This window comes from Micromonospora wenchangensis, assembly GCF_002210435.1.
Taxonomy (GTDB): domain Bacteria; phylum Actinomycetota; class Actinomycetes; order Mycobacteriales; family Micromonosporaceae; genus Micromonospora; species Micromonospora wenchangensis.
In genome coordinates, this window is record NZ_MZMV01000003.1 from 118,223 (window position 1) to 133,360 (window position 15,138).

Sequence of the window (15,138 nt, forward strand, 5' to 3'; positions counted from 1 at the left end):
GTGACCTTAGGCGCCTCGACGACGGCCTGTCCACGGCCGGCCTCCCTGCGGTCCGGTGCCGGACGGGGTGTGACAGTGGGGACGCCACCGGACAGGTAGGGGGTGAACGACCGACCGAGAGGCGCACATGAGCAGTGCTGATGACGGCGTACGGGAGCGACGCTTCCGCTCCCTGCACGCCGCGACATACCCGGACCTGCTGCGGTTCGTGCAGCGGCGGGTCCCGCCCAGCGAGGCGGAGGACGTCGTCTCGACCGTCTTCCTCACCGCCTGGCGACGATTCGACGACCTTCCCGCCGACGCCCGTCCGTGGCTGTTCGCGGTGGCCCGCCGCACGATGGCGAACCACACCCGGAGCTGGCTGCGCCGGCAGGCCCTGGACGTCCGGCTGGTGGCGGCGGACGGGCCGGCGTACGGGGACGACATGGTCGACGCCGCCGCCCGGATCGACCTCGACCGGGCCTGGCGCAGCCTGCGACCCGCCGACCGGGAGGTGCTGGCGCTGGTGGCGTTCGACGGGCTGACCGCCGGGCAGGCGGCCACCGTGCTGGGCTGCCGCCGTTCGACGTTCGCCATGCGGCTGGGCCGGGCCCGGGAACGCCTCCGGGTCGCGCTGGAACCGCCCGCCGCCCGCCCGCACACCCTCACCGTCTTCAAGGAGCAGCAGTCATGACGGATCTGGAACGCCTCGCCCCGTTGGACCCGGCGCGCGGGGTCCAGCCGACCCCGGCCGACTGGGAACGGGCCACCGCGGTCGTCGACGGGATCGTCGCGGGCCGCCCGGTCGCCCGTCCCGCGCCGGCCCGCCGCCCGGTGACCAGGCGTGGGGTGGTCGGCCTGGTCGCCACCGGGGCGGTCGCGGTGGTGGGCGCGGTCACCGTGCCCGCGCTGCTGCCGGGGCCGATGGACCGGGCCTTCGCCTCGTGGACCCCGGTGCCGGGCGCGCTCACCGGCGAGCAGGTCATGCCGCAGGCCCGCCGGTGCGCCGGGAGCGGGGTGGGCAGCGAGCCGGCGGCACCTGTCGGCCCCTCCGACGTGCTCCTGGCCGAGCGTCGGGGGGTGGCCACCCTGCTCGTCCAGCGGCGCGGCGCGGGCGTGATCGAGTGCATGAGCGTGGACGACGGCCAGCCGACCGCGATGACGCTGGCGGACGGGCCCCTGCCGCCCCCCGCCGCCGGCACCGTCAACCTCGAGACGCGCAGTTCGGTCGGCTCCGGCCGCGACCAGTACTCCAACGCCGTCGGTCTGGTCGGCCCGTCGGTCACCGGCGTCGACCTGGTCCTCGCCGACGGCAGGACCATCCGGACCAGCACCGGGGGCGGATGGTGGGCGGCGTGGTGGCCGGGGCCGGAGGGAGGCGAGATCGGCAGCATCACGGTGGTCGTGCACCGCCCCGACGGCTCCACCACCCACCGGATCGAGGACCTGTGACCGGTGGCCCCGCCGGGCCCGGCCGGTCAGGAATCGAGAAGCCGTCGGCCCGGCGGGGCCATAGCCTTTACCCAGGTGGCCGGCAGGATGCCGCGCCCCGCACGACGAGAGAGGGAGCCCGCGTGTCCACGAAGAAAGCGACCACCGCGACCGACGGCGGCACCACCGGGGAGGCCGGTGACGGGTTCACCGCCGAGGAGCGGGCCGCGATGCGGGAACGTGCCGCCGAGTTGCGGGCCGAGGGGCGCAAGGGCGCCAAGAAGGCCGACGGTATGCAGGCGGTGCTGGACCGGATCGCCCAGATGGCCCCGGCGGACCGGACGCTCGCCGAACGGGTGCACCTGACGGTCACCACGGCGGCCCCGCAGCTGTCGCCGAAGACCTGGTACGGGATGCCCGCGTACGCGAACGAGGCCGGCAAGATCGTCGTGTTCTTCCAGGACGCCGGCAAGTTCAACTACCGGTACTGCACCCTCGGTTTCCAGGAGTCGGCCCACCTCGACGACGGCGACCTGTGGCCGGTGTCGTACGCCCTGCGGACGTGGACCCCGGAGGTGGAGAAGCGGGTCCGGGACCTGGTGACCACGGCGGTCTCCTGACGGTCACCGGCCGGGTGGGTGTCAGCGTCCCGCAGGCGGGTACGCGGGGAGGATGACGCCCACCAGCAGGGCCCTGATCGCCGGTGCGGCCGGCGCGTCCGCCCTCAACGCCGTCACCTACCTCGACATGGCATTGCGGGCCCGGCCGGCCAGCAGCGCCGCCGAGGACAGCGCCGGCCGGCTGGCCGACCTGACCCACGTCGACCTCGGTGACCAGCGCACGGCCGCCAACCGCCGGTCCGGGCTCGGGCCGCTGCTCGGCTACGCCACCTCGGTGGCCGCCGCGGCCGGTTACGCGGCGGCGGGTGGCCGCCGGCTGCCGCTGGGCGTGTCCGTCCTGGCGCTGACCGGCCTGGCGATGATCGGCTCCAACGGCCCGCTGACCCTGCTGCGGATCACCGATCCCCGGACCTGGTCGGCCACCGACTGGATCACCGACGTGGTGCCGCACCTGGCGTACGGCGCGGTCACCGCCGTCACCCTGCGCGCGCTGCGCTGACCCAGGTCGGGTGACGGCCGGCACCGGCGTGTTTTGCTCCGGGATGCCCGGGTAGGGGAGGAACACCCGTTCCCCGCTCCACGAAGAGGTGCCGCCCAGATGGAATCCCGCAAGCCGACCGAGGTCGTCAAGGACGTGGTGGACGCCGCCGCCGAGAAGGTGTCGCACCTGATGACCCCCGAGGTCCCCGGAGCGCCGGGCAGCGCCCCGCCGACCGTCGAGGAACCCACCACCCCGCACGACCCGCTGCCACCCAAGAAGGAGCAGGGCGCACCGGAGACCCGTACCCCGACCGGCGCGGTCACCGGCGCGCCGACCGTCGCCAACGGCCAGCAGGGTGCGTTCCTCACCACCGCGCAGGGGGCCCGGCTGCGCGACACCGACCACTCCCTGAAGGCCGGCTCGCGCGGGCCGACGCTGCTCCAGGACCACCACCTCCGCGAGAAGATCACCCACTTCGACCACGAACGCATCCCCGAGCGGGTGGTGCACGCCCGGGGCGCCGGCGCGCACGGCGTCTTCACCGGGTACGGCGCGCAGGAGGTGACCCGGGCCGGCTTCCTGCGCAAGGGCAAGGAGACGCCGGTGTTCGTCCGGTTCTCCACCGTCCTGGGGTCCCGGGGCTCGGCCGACACGGTGCGGGACACCCGGGGGTTCGCCACCAAGTTCTACACCGACGAGGGCACCTTCGACCTGGTCGGCAACAACATGCCGGTCTTCTTCATCCAGGACGCGATCAAGTTCCCGGACATCATCCACGCCGGCAAGCCGCACCCCGACCGGGAGATCCCGCAGGCGCAGAGCGCCCACGACACCTTCTGGGACTTCGTCTCGCTGCACACCGAGGCGCAGCACCACACCATGTGGAACATGTCCGACCGGGGCATCCCGCGCTCGTACCGGACGATGGAGGGCTTCGGGGTGCACACCTTCCGGCTGGTCAACTCCGCCGGGGCGACGGTGCTGGCGAAGTTCCACTGGAAGCCGAAGCTGGGCGTGCACTCGCTGGAGTGGGAGGAGGCGCAGCTACTCAGCGGCATCGACCCCGACTTCCACCGGCGCGACCTCTACGACGCCATCGAGGCCGGCGCGTACCCGGAGTGGGAACTCGGCCTGCAGGTCTTCCCGGACACCCCGGAGGAGACCTTCGCCGGCATCGACCTGCTCGACCCCACCAAGATCGTGCCGGAGGAACTGGCACCGGTGCAGCCGGTCGGGAAGCTGGTGCTCAACCGGACGCCGACGAACTTCTTCGCCGAGACCGAGCAGGTCGCCTTCCACCTCGGTCACCTGGTACCGGGCATCGACGTCACCAACGACCCGCTGTTGCAGGGCCGGCTCTTCTCGTACGTCGACACGCAGCTCACCCGGCTGGGCGGGCCGAACTTCTCGCAGATCCCGATCAACCGGCCGCACGCGCCGGTCAACGACATGCTCCGCGACGGGTTCCACCAGCACGCCGTGCACGCCGGGGTCGCGCCGTACCGGCCGAACTCGCTCGACGGGGGCAACCCGTTCCCGGCCGGGGACGCCGAGAACGCGTTCGTCGACGTGCCGGTGACCGTGGCCGAGGCCCCGAAGGTCCGGGCCAACCCGGCCTCCTTCGACGACCACTTCAGCCAGGCCCGGCTGTTCTGGCTGAGCATGTCGCCGGTGGAGCGGGAGCACATCGTCCGGGCGTACACCTTCGAGTTGGGCAAGTGCTACCACCAGGCGATCCGGGAACGGCAGCTGCAGTGCCTGGCCAACATCGACCCGGTGCTCTGCGCCCAGGTGGCCACCGGTCTGGGCCTGCCGACGCCGGAGCCGACCGTGCCGCTGGCCGACGTCGCGCCCAGCCCGGCGCTGTCCCAGCTCGGCCGCACCTGGCCGGCCGACGGCCGTACGGTCGGCATCGTGGTCGACGCCGACGCCGGTACCGACGACGTCGAGCAGGTACGCCGGGAGGTGTTCGCCGCCGGCATGGTGCCGCTGGTGATCGCCGCGCACGGCGGCACGGTGGGCGACCTGACGGTGCAGCGGACCTTCGCCACCGGCCGCTCGGTCGAGCTGGACGCGCTGCTGCTGGCCGGGGCCCCCGCCCCGGCACCGGACGCGCTGCCGGCCCGCGACGCCAAGGCGGCCGCGGCGGACGCCACCGTCGTCGACCCCCGGGTGTTGCTGCTGGTGCAGGAGTGCTGGCGGCACGCCAAGGTGATCGGTGGTTGGGGCGCGGGCGTGCGGGTGCTGGAGCTGGCCGGGGTGGCCGGCGCGGCGGGCGTGGTGACCGGTGACTCGCCGACCGGCGTGCTCGCCGACGCGCAGGCCCTGCTGGCCGCGCACCGGGTCTGGGACCGGTTCCCCGCCTCGATCTCCTGACCGGAACCGTCGACGGGGGTGTCCACACCGGACACCCCCGTCGCGCTCTGCCTGTCCGCCCCACCGAGGGCCGCGGGTCACCGGTCCCACCGAGGACCGTCGGTGACCGGGGTTGCCGGGAATCCGTACCGTCGGACTGTGGCCACCGAGGCAGAACTCTCCAGCCGTGGTTTCGTGATCATCATGTTGGGCGTCGGGGTCCTGCTCTGCTGCGGCGTGCCGGCCGGCAGCGTCTACCTCTACCGCAAGGACACCCGGGACGAGCCCGGCATCCGCGCCGCCGCCGACGCCTACCTGTCCGCGGTGGTCAGGCATGACGACAACGGCGCGTACGACATGCTGTGTGCGGCCGACCGACGCCGGGAGTCGCGGGCGGACTGGCTGGACCGCCCTGCGGCCGGGTACGGGGTGACCGGGTTCCGGATCACCGACGTGACGATCGAGCGTTCGGGCGATACACCGACCCGGCGGTGGGTGACCGCCGAGGTCACCTATTCGGACCAGGCACCCCGGACGGTGCGGCTGAACGTCGCGCGGCAGGACGGCGACTGGAAGGTGTGCAGCCCGGACGTCCGGTGACCGACCCGGGCGCGCGGGCGCGCGAGCGGCGCGGGTGCGGCCGACGGGCGCGTATTGACGTCAGATGTCAGACGAATTACGTTGGCGAACATCGATGCATTTCGGTTCGTGGCCTGCACCCCGACGAGGAGCGTGCACATGTCCAGACGAAGAGTCGCCCTGCTGTTGCCCGCCCTGCTCGCCACTACCCTCGGCACGGCGGTGGTCACCGGGGCGGTCGTGCTCGGCAGCGCCCCGCCCGCACAGGCACTGGAGAACGGCCTGGCCCGCACCCCGCAGATGGGCTGGAACGACTGGAACTCGTTCGGGTGCAACGTCAACGAGACGCTCATCCGGCAGACCGCCGACACGCTGGTCGCAAGCGGCATGGCGGCGGCCGGCTACGAGTACGTCAACATCGACGACTGCTGGTCGACCAAGCAGCGCAACGCCAGCGGCGACCTGGTCGCCGACCCGGCGAAGTTCCCCAGCGGCATGAAGGCGCTCGCCGACTACGTCCACGGCAAGGGGCTGAAGCTCGGCATCTACTCCTCGGCCGGGACGACCACCTGCGCCGGCTACCCGGCGAGCGTCAACTACGAGCAGCGCGACGCCAACCTCTGGGCGTCCTGGGGCGTCGACTACCTCAAGTACGACAACTGCGGCGACCACCTCGGTCGCAGCGGGCAGCAGCGCTACACCGCGATGCGCGACGCGCTGGCGGCCACCGGCCGGAAGATCCTCTACAGCCTGTGCAACTGGGGCCAGGAGAGCGTCTGGACCTGGGGCGCGTCGGTGGGCAACTCCTGGCGCAACACCGGCGACATCGGCGGCAACTGGAACTCCATCATGGGCATCCTCGACCAGCAGGTCGGCAAGGACTCGTACGCCCGGCCCGGCGCGTGGAACGACCCGGACATGCTGGAGGTCGGCAACGGCCCCACCGACACCGAGTCCCGGGCCCACTTCAGCCTCTGGGCGCTGCTGAACGCGCCGCTGCTGGCCGGCAACGACCTGCGCTCCATGTCGGCGGCCACCCGGACCATCCTGACCAACACCGAGGTCATCGCGGTCGACCAGGACTGGGGCGGCCGGCAGGGATACAAGATCAGCGACAGCGGTGACCTGGAGGTCTGGCGCAAGCCGATGTCCACCGGCGCGGTGGCCACGGTGCTGCTCAACCGGGGTGGCGGCACTGCCACGGTCTCCACCACGGCCAGCGCGCTGGGCCTCGGCAGTGCCTCGTCGTACGCGGTGCGCGACCTCTGGGCGCACAGCAGCTCGACGTCGGGCGGCACGATCAGCGCCTCGGTGCCGGCGCACGGCGCGGCCATGTTCCTGGTGACCGGCGGCGGCACTCCCCCACCCACCACGCCGCCGCCGACCACTCCCCCGCCGACGACGCCACCCCCGACCACGCCGCCACCGGGCACGACGTCCGCCGTACGCAGTGTCTCCGCCGGCCGGTGCCTGGACGTCAACGGGGCGACGCAGACCAACGGGGCAACCGCCATCGTCTGGGACTGTCACGGCCAGGCCAACCAGTCGTGGACCTCGACCGGCAGCCAGGAGCTGCGGGTCTACGGCACCAAGTGCCTGGACGTCAACAACGCCGGCACCGCCAACGGCACGTCGGTGATCATCTGGGACTGCAACGGCCAGTCGAACCAGAAGTGGCGCTTCAACGCCGACGGCACCGTCACGGCGGTCGGCTCGGGCCGGTGCCTGGACCTGGTGGGCAACGGCACGGCCAACGGCACCCGTACCCAGATCTGGGACTGCAACGGCGCGACCAGCCAGCGGTGGAGTCGCGGCTGAGCCGGGACGTCCGGAAGCCGGGCACCGGTCCACCGGCGTCGCGCGGGGCGATGCTCCGCGCGGCGCGTGGTCCCCGCGGCGGGGCGCTAGCCGGTGGGGGCGAAGGTGTCACGCAGCGCCGGTTCCAGCGACCTGCCGGTGGTGGGTTCGACGAACAGTTCGGCCAGCAGCAGGTCGGCGAGGTGGGTGGGGTTGAGGCCCGCCTCCCGGCGCGCGAGCCCGTGCAGCAGTCCACCGCAGCCCAACGCGGCACGGACGGCGGGGGCGGGCAGGCGGCCGACCCGACGCGGCCGGCCGACGGCGTCGGCGATGCGGGTCATCATGGCCGCCCAGGTGAGGTTCTCGTCGGCGACCGGGAGGTCCGCGTCGCGGGCCTGTTCCAGCGCGTCGGCGGCGACCTCGGCCACGCTGCGCGCCGAGGCGGCGGCGGTACCACCGACGGGAACCGCCAACGGTGTCCGGGACCGCGCCCACCGGTCGAGCGGGCCGGCCCAGTTGGGCAGCCGGTCGCCGGCCCGGCCGAACACGAACGGCAACTCCAGCACGGTGACCGGGAGCTGCGGGCCGGCGGCGGCCCGGCCCTCGGCGGCCTGCTCCCGCCGGCACCTGACGTAGACGTGCCGGTCCGCCAGCCGCCACTGCGGGTGCCGCCGGTCGAACCAGGTGTAGTACGACCCGGTCAGGACCGCCCGGGTGAGGCCCTCGGCGCGGGCGGCGGTGAGCAGGCGTACCACCGGGTCGACGAGTTCACGGCGCAGCAGCGGGTGGATCGGCCTGGGCAGCACCCGCTGCTCGTCGGCCCGGGTGGCGAGGACGACACCGTCGTGGCCGGCGAGCAGCGACCGCAGGTCGTCGGTCGAGGCGGACTCGACGTCGAGCAGGTGGTCGACACCGGGCCGGGCGGTACGGGCCGCCGTGGTCACCCGGTGCCCCCGCCCGCGCAGCACCTCGACGACGTGCGCACCGATCAGGCCGCTGCCACCCACCACAAGGATTCTCACGTCTCATCGTCCACTGCGGACCGGGCCGCCTGTCAAGCCACCCCCGGACGGCGACCGGCACCGTCGTCCCGTGGTTCCGGTTCGGGCCGATCACCTCGTCGTCGCCGCACCGGACAGCGGGGGAAACCGCGGTTCAGTGCGCCCCGGGCGGCGTCCGACTGGCCCCGGCGGGCCAGAGGACCGAGACCGGGACACCCCGCCGGCGGGCCCGGTCGACGGTCCGGTCCGTCGACGCCGCGTGGCAACCCGGCTCGCCGTCCCAGACCGCCACGAGCCGCTGCACCCGTCGGACCAGTTCCCGGTTGGCGGCGACGAAGGCGGCGGTGCCCGACCGGTCGTGGCCGGTGTGCACGACCGTCACCGCCCGGTCGAGCAACTCGTCGAAGCTGGCCCGCTGTCCCGGGGCGATGACCGCGTCCCGGTAGTCCCGGGCCGGCAGGATCACCTCGTACGAGCCGCCCAGGTCCAGCACCGTGCGCGCGAAGATCTGGTCCGTGCCGCCGGCCAGGCAGGTGACGCCGCGCACCGGCCCGCCGCCGATCCGGCGCAGTTCGGCCCGGAGCGCGTCGGCGACGAGCACCTCGGTGGCGCGGGTCAGGTAGATGTGCCCGGTCACGCCGATGCGCTCCAGCCCGGCATCAGCCGACATCCGCGGGTCCTCTCCGCGGCGCGGGCACCCCGGGCACCAGCCGGATCAGCTCGAAGCCGCTGTCGGACAGCACCTCGGGCAGCGCCCGGATCTCCTCGCGGTTGCGTTCCTGGACGTCGGAGGGGAGTTCGTCCCACGGCCGCAGGGAGGGATGCCGCTGCTGGACGTCGTCGCGGGACTCCCCGTACGCCCAGCCCTCCCCCCGGCGTTCCCGGCACCACCGTTCGTGTTCGAGCCGGGCGAGCACCTCGATCCGGTCGTCGATGGCCTCCCCGGCGGAGACGTCACCGGTGCCGCCCCGCCGGGGTGCGACCACGCACCCGAGGTTCAGCAGCTTGGCGGCGATGTCCTGGACGTGCGCCCGGTTGGCCCGCCGCAGCGACTCGGGCAGTCGCGACCAGTCGACCATCGCCGGGGTGTCGCCGGGACGCAGCCCGGCCCGTCGCCGCGCGTCGAGGTAACGCTCGTGGATCAGGCGGGCCAACCGCTCGGTGAGGTCGTCACCGATCAACCGGGCATCGCAGGCACGGGTCAGCACCGGATACAGGCGTAGCTTGCCGTGCACCTCGTCGAGCAGGTCGTGGTGGGAGTCGCCGTGGAAGGCCGCGGCCAACGCCGCCTGCCGGTAGACCGGCACGAAGACGCAGCTCTCGACGCCCTGCCAGAGACCTGGCGAGTCCAGCACGAACTGCAAGCCGCTGCTCTCCTCGGGTGCGCAGACGTAGATCCGATCGTAGCGGCCGGAGCCGAGCCGGCCGGGCGCGACACCGTCGAGGTCCCCGTCGTACGCGGTCAGCTCACAGACGGTGCCCATGAACGGGTACCGGGACGTCACGACCTCCAGTTCGGTGCTGGCGTCCGGGGCCACGAGGTCCACCCGCAGCGGTGGCAGGACGACACCGGCGGGTGCCTGCGCCCGCCAGGCCCGCCAGTGCCGGGCGGTCTCGGTCAGCAGGGCGCGGCGGAAACCGCCGGTGCCGGCGATGAGCAACCGGGTGGGTCGGTCCGCCGTGCCGGCCAGCGGATGGTGCCGGTACAGCGCGCGGGCGGCGATGTCGTCGACGTGGAAGTAGTCCAGCCGCAGCCGGCTGGACCCGGCCGCGCCGAGCCGCCGAGCCTGCAGGGACAGGCACATCTCGGAGTCGTTGACCAGTACGTAGACCCGTGGCGGTTCCCGTCCGCCCCGGACGAGCCGGCTGGCGGTGTTGGCGATGGCGTGGTTGCGGTCGTCGTCCTCACCACAGGCGTAGATGGTGTGCGCCCGGGGCAGGCCCGCGCCGCGCAGCACCTCGGCACTGGTCGGATCGCCGATGACGCCGAGATAGCGGCGGCGGCGGTACTCCAACGGGCCGAACGGTACGGACCGCACCACGACCACGCGTTCCCCGTCGGCGAAGAGCCGGTCGGCGAGCATGTGGGCGAACCGGGAGTCACCGCAGACGAGGACGTGTCCACGGGCCCGGCGGGCACGCAGGCGGCGGCTCTCGGCGGCCAGCAGCAACCGGCCGGCCTCGGCCACGGCGAGGAGGGTGAACAACGGGGCGGCGAACCGGGCGACCTGCAACTGCCACGGGTAGGGGCCGGGGTCCTGGAACGGCTCGGCGCCGAACACGAAGAGCTGCAGATCGTAGTACAGGACGTCGAACCGGTCGTGCACGGTGTCCGGTCGGATCCGCAGCAGGCTCTCGAAACCGACGTAGCCGAGAACCAGCGCCGCCAGTCCGATGATCCCGAACAGTCCCCGCAGCCACCAGCCAGCCCGGCGGGGCGAGCCGACGACCGGGTCCGTCATGGGGCCCATGGTATTTGACGAGGTCGATCAGAATCCGTCGCGAAGCGCCGCGCGCGGGCCGGTCACAGGAAGTCGTCGGGCCTGGTGTCGGGCAGGGTGGCGAGCAGTTGACCGGCCAACCGCCGGGTGCTGTCGTCCTCCCCCCGGTGGGTGAGCCGCACCAGCAGCTCCCGGGTCCGTGGGTCCCGCCAGTGGTGCCGGGTCAACGAGAGCAGCGCGGTCCGGCGGATCTCCCAGTCGTCGTCGTCGACCAGGCTCAGCAGCAGTTCCGGCACCTCCGCCCGGCCGACCAGGTTCGCACCCACCTGTTCGGCCGCCCGCCGCCGGACCTCCAGGGACGCGTCGTCGCGGACCAGACCGACCAGCAGCACCTGCACCTCGGGATCGGCGCCGAAGTGCTCGCCGAGCGCGGCGGCGACCCGCGCGCGGATCGCCGGGTCCCGGTCCGCCAGCCGGCGCATGAGCCGCAGCGTCACCGCCATGGACGTCGGGCTCTGCCCGGTCAGGCAGCACACCGCCGCGTCGAACACGGCCGGGTCGGTGTCCAGGTCGACGCACTCCAACAGCACGTCGGTCACCGTGTCGGAGCTGCCGTACCGGCCGAGCGTCTGCACCGCGGCCAGCCGGATGCCGCCGTAGCTGTCCCGTCGCGCCCGCCGGCACAGCGTCTCCAGCAGGCCGTCGGAGCCGTCGTGCCGGGCGAGCGCCTCGGCCGCCGCGCGCAGCACTGTCGGATCGGGATCCCTGCCGACCTGCTCGGCCAGGCACTCCCGCACCGCCGGCTCCGGCGGATCGGCGAGACCGGCCAGGCTCCGGGTGACCCGCAACCGGACGAGCGCGTCCCGCTCCTCGAAGGCCCGGCCGATCAGCAGGGTACGGGTGGCGTGGCCGAGTGGCAGCCGCCCGGTGAGCAGGTCGACGGCGGCGAGCCGGACACGCGCCGTCGGGTCGCGGCGGGCGCTTTCCAGCAGCAGTTCCCCGGTGCGGTGGTCCGGGTACGCGTCGACCAGGGCGCGCACCGCCGCGAGGCGTACCGTCGCGTCGTCGTCCTCCCGGGCCGCCTTCGCCACCACGGTCCACCCGGTCTCCCCGGCCCGGTCCCGGTCGATCAGCGCGGTCACGGCGGCAGCCCGCACGGACGGCTCCCCGTCCTGTCCGATCAGGTCGACCAGCCGGGAGCGGCACCGTCCCTGCGGATCGGGTCCGGCGGCCAGCAGCCGCACCGCCGCCGTGCGCAGCCGCGCGGAGCCGTCCGAGCCGGCCAGCTTCAGCAGCAGCTCCGTGTCCTCCGGGCCCGGTGCTCCCGGCAGCAGGGTGGTCAGCAGGCAGCGCCGTACCTCGTCCGGGGCATCGCCGGCCACCCGTAGCAGCGCGGCGGCGCGGCCCGACCCGGCGTGCCCGGGCAGGGCCAGCAGGCCCTCCAGCGCCCGCTGCGCCACCCCCGGGTCGAGGTCGGTGTCGAGCAGTCGCCGCAGCGTCCCGGCGGCGTCCGGCACCTCGGTCAGGCGCGCGGTGAGCACCCCGACGGCGGCCCGGCGTACCGTGGGGTCGGGGTCCGCGGTGGCCCGGACCACCATCCGGCGGACGTCGTCAGACAGTCCGGTGCGACCGCCGAGCGACTGTACGACCAGCGCGCGCACCGCGAAATCGGCGGAGTCGACGAGTCCACGCAGCACGGCCGGCAGGTCGGCGTCGGCACCGAAGTGGGTGACCAGGGCCCGGACCGCGGCCTGCCGGACCGCGGTGGAGATCTCGGCGCGGGCCTGGGCGAGCAGGAGGTCCCGGTACCGGCGGCGACCGGTGGGGTCCATCCGGGCGGCGGCCTCGGCGAGCCCGGCGACGAGGGTGAGGTGGGCGTGCCGCTCGGTGCCCTCACCGAGCTCCACGAGCAGGAGGTCCTCCAGCCGTTCGTCGGTGGTGGAGAGCGCGGCGGCGATCCGGGTGGCGAACGCGGAGCCGGTGCGCCAACTGGTGCGTATCCCACGGCGGCGGTACCAGTGCAGGAAGGCCGTCCGGCCCGGCCAGTCCGGCCCCAGCGCCCGGATCGAGGAGAGCAGCTCCTGCTCGGTGAGGTCCACCAGTTGGGGATCGTCGGCGGAGATGCCGTGCTCGACCAGCAGCACGACCTGGCGCAGCACGGCCTCGCCCGCCTCGGCCAGGTCCGCGGGTTGCGGGGACTCCGCCACGCACTGCGCGGCGAGCACCAGGTTCCAGGGCGGCCCGGTGAGGTTCAGCGGCGGCCAGGGTCGGGTGCCCTCGGTGGCCAGCCGGACGATCAGCTCGTTGGCGGTCGGGACGGGCAGTGCGCCGGCCACCAGCAGGAGCACCTCCCGCCAGGACGGATCGGCCCAGTGGTCGCGGAACAGCGAACGCAACCGCTCGGGGCCCCAGGAGCCCGGATCGTGCTCGATTCCGTCCACGATCTCCTCGGCGCAGAAGTACTCCAGGAACGCCCGGTGTACGAAGCCGAACAGTCGCAGCCCGTAGCGTTCCAGAATGAAACTCCGCTGGCGCAGTTTTTCGATCATCGAATGGGCCATGGCGAGTGCCCGCTCGTTGCCGAAACTGTAGAACGTGACGAGGTGGTCCCGGAAGACGAGCGCCAGTTCGTCGGATTCGATGCAGTTCCCGGCCGGCCCCGACTCCCGGAACTGCATCCGGAATGCCAGCTGGCGCAGCAGCCGGTGCTTCGCCTTCAGATCCAGCGGCGGCGCCTCGCCGTGGCTCTCCCGCAATTGCTTGGTGACGTCCCACTCGGAGATCAGGACGTCGGTGACGTGTGCGTACAGTCGTCGTCGGTTGCGGGGCAGCGGGTGGCCCCGGCCGACGATGGCCATGAGGATCAGCAGCAGCGGGTTGCCGGCGATCTCGTGCATCGCCCGGGAGTTGCGCACCACGTCGAGAAGCTGTCGCCGCTGCCGTTCCGCCTCCGCCTCGGTGGGCATGACGTAGCGGTACCAGTTGCCGAGGAAGCGGGCGATCTGCCCGTCGTCGAGATCCTCGATCGTGAAGTGGTCGAACCCGGCGTTGGCGAAGGTCTGCCGCAGATGTCCCGCCGCCCGCGAGGTGACCACCGTCAGCACCCCCGGGTACTCGTTGGCGAAGGTGGCGATCTGCGCGGCCACCTCCTCCCGCTGCGCCGGGTCGACCACCTCGTCGAGACCGTCGAACAGGAACAGCGCCCGGCCGCCCCGGCGCAGATACGCCTCCAGCACGGTCCGGTCGAGTCCGGGCAGGCCCATCTGCTGGCTGTGGCCCACGTAGTCCAGCAGGCCGTCGCACCGCCCGTCCCCCCGGTGCGTGGCGTACGACCGCAGTTCGATCAGCACGGGCAGGTGGCCGTCCAGCGCCGCCAGCCGGGGCTCGGCACAGACCCCGGCCAGCACCAGCGCCAGGTAGCGGGCGACCGCCGACTTTCCGGATCCGGGGTCGCCGAGCAGCACGATCATCCGTCGGGCGGGATCGCACACCACGTCGAACAGCGACAGCGCATCCTTGGCCGCGTACTCCTCCCGCAGCCGCTCCACCTCCTCCGGGTCCACCACCCCGGGCAGCCCCGCGTCGTCGCCGTCCGGCGTGGTCCCGGCCGGGCGCCACCAGGCCAGGGGCATCTCCGGGCGGGCCTCCTCGTGCACCCGGGGCTCCACGAACACCTTCGGCAGTCCGACGGTCAGGTAACCGATGGTGGGGCGGGGCGAGACGGCATCCACCGGAACCGCCTCGTACATCAGGGCCAGGTTCCGGTAGTAGCGGGCCCGCATCTCCTCCGGCAGGTGGGCGCCCGGGTCGGCCGGCCCGCGGACCGGGGACCGCCCGCTGAGCACGTCGGTCAGGGCCGCCATCACCTTGGCGGTCAGGTCGTCCACGCTGGAGAAGAAGTCACAGAGGTGGTGTTCCTGCAGCTCCCGGCGCAGTTCGAGGATCCGGTCACCGTCGGCGCCCCGGTCCATCATGTCGCCCGGCCAGCGCGCGTCCTCGGCGAGCAGGAAGACCAGGCAGGGCTTTCCGGCCGCGAGCGCGGCGCGGTACTCCAGCTCGGTGATGGACGACGTCTGGCCGGGCGGCCGGAATCCGTACCGCCAGGCGAAGAGTCCCAGGTAGAGGTCACAGTCACGGACGTCGCTGAGGCAGCGCTCCAGCGGTGGCTTGACGTCGGCGCCGTAGGCCTCCATGGCGACGTCCTCGATCTTCAGCCGACGGGCCACAGCGTGTACGGCCAAGCGGTATTCCAGCAGGTCCTTTTGGGTGGCCGAAATGTAGACCTTCATGAACGGCAAACTCCAGGAGGGAGACTGGCGACCGTTGGTTTGAAAGTACCAGCCGTCGTCACCTGCTCATGTTCGACGAACACTCGCCGCGCGTTGCTGCGCGTGGGATTCCCGCGGAGGCCGGGCCTATGATGTCGACAGCACGGATTCAGGTCCGAGCGGGCC

General features: G+C 73.1%; 11 protein-coding genes. 7 read left to right on the plus strand and 4 right to left on the minus strand.

What is annotated here, in order from left to right; translation table 11 throughout:
- Positions 1 to 127 precede the first annotated feature (127 nt).
- The 7 genes from B5D80_RS02725 to B5D80_RS02755 all read left to right on the plus strand — a co-directional run bounded on the left by B5D80_RS02725 (position 128) and on the right by B5D80_RS02755 (position 7,263).
- Positions 128 to 673 (plus strand): RNA polymerase sigma factor, encoded by a 546-nt coding sequence (locus tag B5D80_RS02725; protein ID WP_088642159.1) that lies wholly within the window; start codon positions 128 to 130, stop codon positions 671 to 673.
- Positions 670 to 1,431, plus strand: coding sequence for a hypothetical protein (locus tag B5D80_RS02730; protein WP_088642160.1), 762 nt, complete (start codon positions 670 to 672; stop codon positions 1,429 to 1,431). The genes B5D80_RS02725 and B5D80_RS02730 overlap by 4 nt, the downstream gene beginning before the upstream one ends.
- Positions 1,432 to 1,640: 209 nt before the next feature.
- On the plus strand, positions 1,641 to 2,030 hold the full coding sequence (locus B5D80_RS02735; protein WP_088642226.1) for an iron chaperone: 390 nt from the start codon (positions 1,641 to 1,643) through the stop codon (positions 2,028 to 2,030).
- Between the two features lie 52 nt (positions 2,031 to 2,082).
- Positions 2,083 to 2,529, plus strand: a complete 447-nt coding sequence (locus B5D80_RS02740; protein WP_088642161.1) for a hypothetical protein — start codon at positions 2,083 to 2,085, stop codon at positions 2,527 to 2,529.
- Between the two features lie 99 nt (positions 2,530 to 2,628).
- Positions 2,629 to 4,887 (plus strand): catalase, encoded by a 2,259-nt coding sequence (locus B5D80_RS02745; RefSeq protein ID WP_088642162.1) that lies wholly within the window; start codon positions 2,629 to 2,631, stop codon positions 4,885 to 4,887.
- A 138-nt stretch (positions 4,888 to 5,025) separates the two neighbouring features.
- Positions 5,026 to 5,466 carry an Rv0361 family membrane protein gene (locus tag B5D80_RS02750; RefSeq protein ID WP_088642163.1) on the plus strand — a complete coding sequence of 147 codons (441 nt, stop codon included), beginning with the start codon at positions 5,026 to 5,028 and terminating at the stop codon, positions 5,464 to 5,466.
- A gap of 138 nt (positions 5,467 to 5,604) precedes the next feature.
- Positions 5,605 to 7,263, plus strand: coding sequence for a glycoside hydrolase family 27 protein (locus B5D80_RS02755; RefSeq protein ID WP_088642164.1), 1,659 nt, complete (start codon positions 5,605 to 5,607; stop codon positions 7,261 to 7,263).
- Positions 7,264 to 7,349: 86 nt separating this feature from the next.
- Here B5D80_RS02755 and B5D80_RS02760 read toward each other — a convergent pair whose 3' ends face one another.
- The 4 genes from B5D80_RS02760 to B5D80_RS02775 form a co-directional block, all read right to left on the minus strand.
- On the minus strand, positions 7,350 to 8,264 hold the full coding sequence (locus B5D80_RS02760) for an NAD-dependent epimerase/dehydratase family protein (RefSeq protein WP_088642165.1): 915 nt from the start codon (positions 8,262 to 8,264) through the stop codon (positions 7,350 to 7,352).
- Between the two features lie 133 nt (positions 8,265 to 8,397).
- The gene (locus B5D80_RS02765) at positions 8,398 to 8,913 is read right to left on the minus strand and encodes a hypothetical protein (RefSeq protein ID WP_088642166.1); all 516 of its coding nucleotides are present in this window, start codon (positions 8,911 to 8,913) and stop codon (positions 8,398 to 8,400) included.
- Positions 8,903 to 10,705 (minus strand): RyR domain-containing protein, encoded by a 1,803-nt coding sequence (locus B5D80_RS02770; RefSeq protein ID WP_144081542.1) that lies wholly within the window; start codon positions 10,703 to 10,705, stop codon positions 8,903 to 8,905. The genes B5D80_RS02765 and B5D80_RS02770 overlap by 11 nt, the downstream gene beginning before the upstream one ends.
- Positions 10,706 to 10,767: 62 nt before the next feature.
- Positions 10,768 to 14,973, minus strand: coding sequence for a HEAT repeat domain-containing protein (locus B5D80_RS02775; protein ID WP_088642168.1), 4,206 nt, complete (start codon positions 14,971 to 14,973; stop codon positions 10,768 to 10,770).
- Positions 14,974 to 15,138 lie beyond the last annotated feature (165 nt).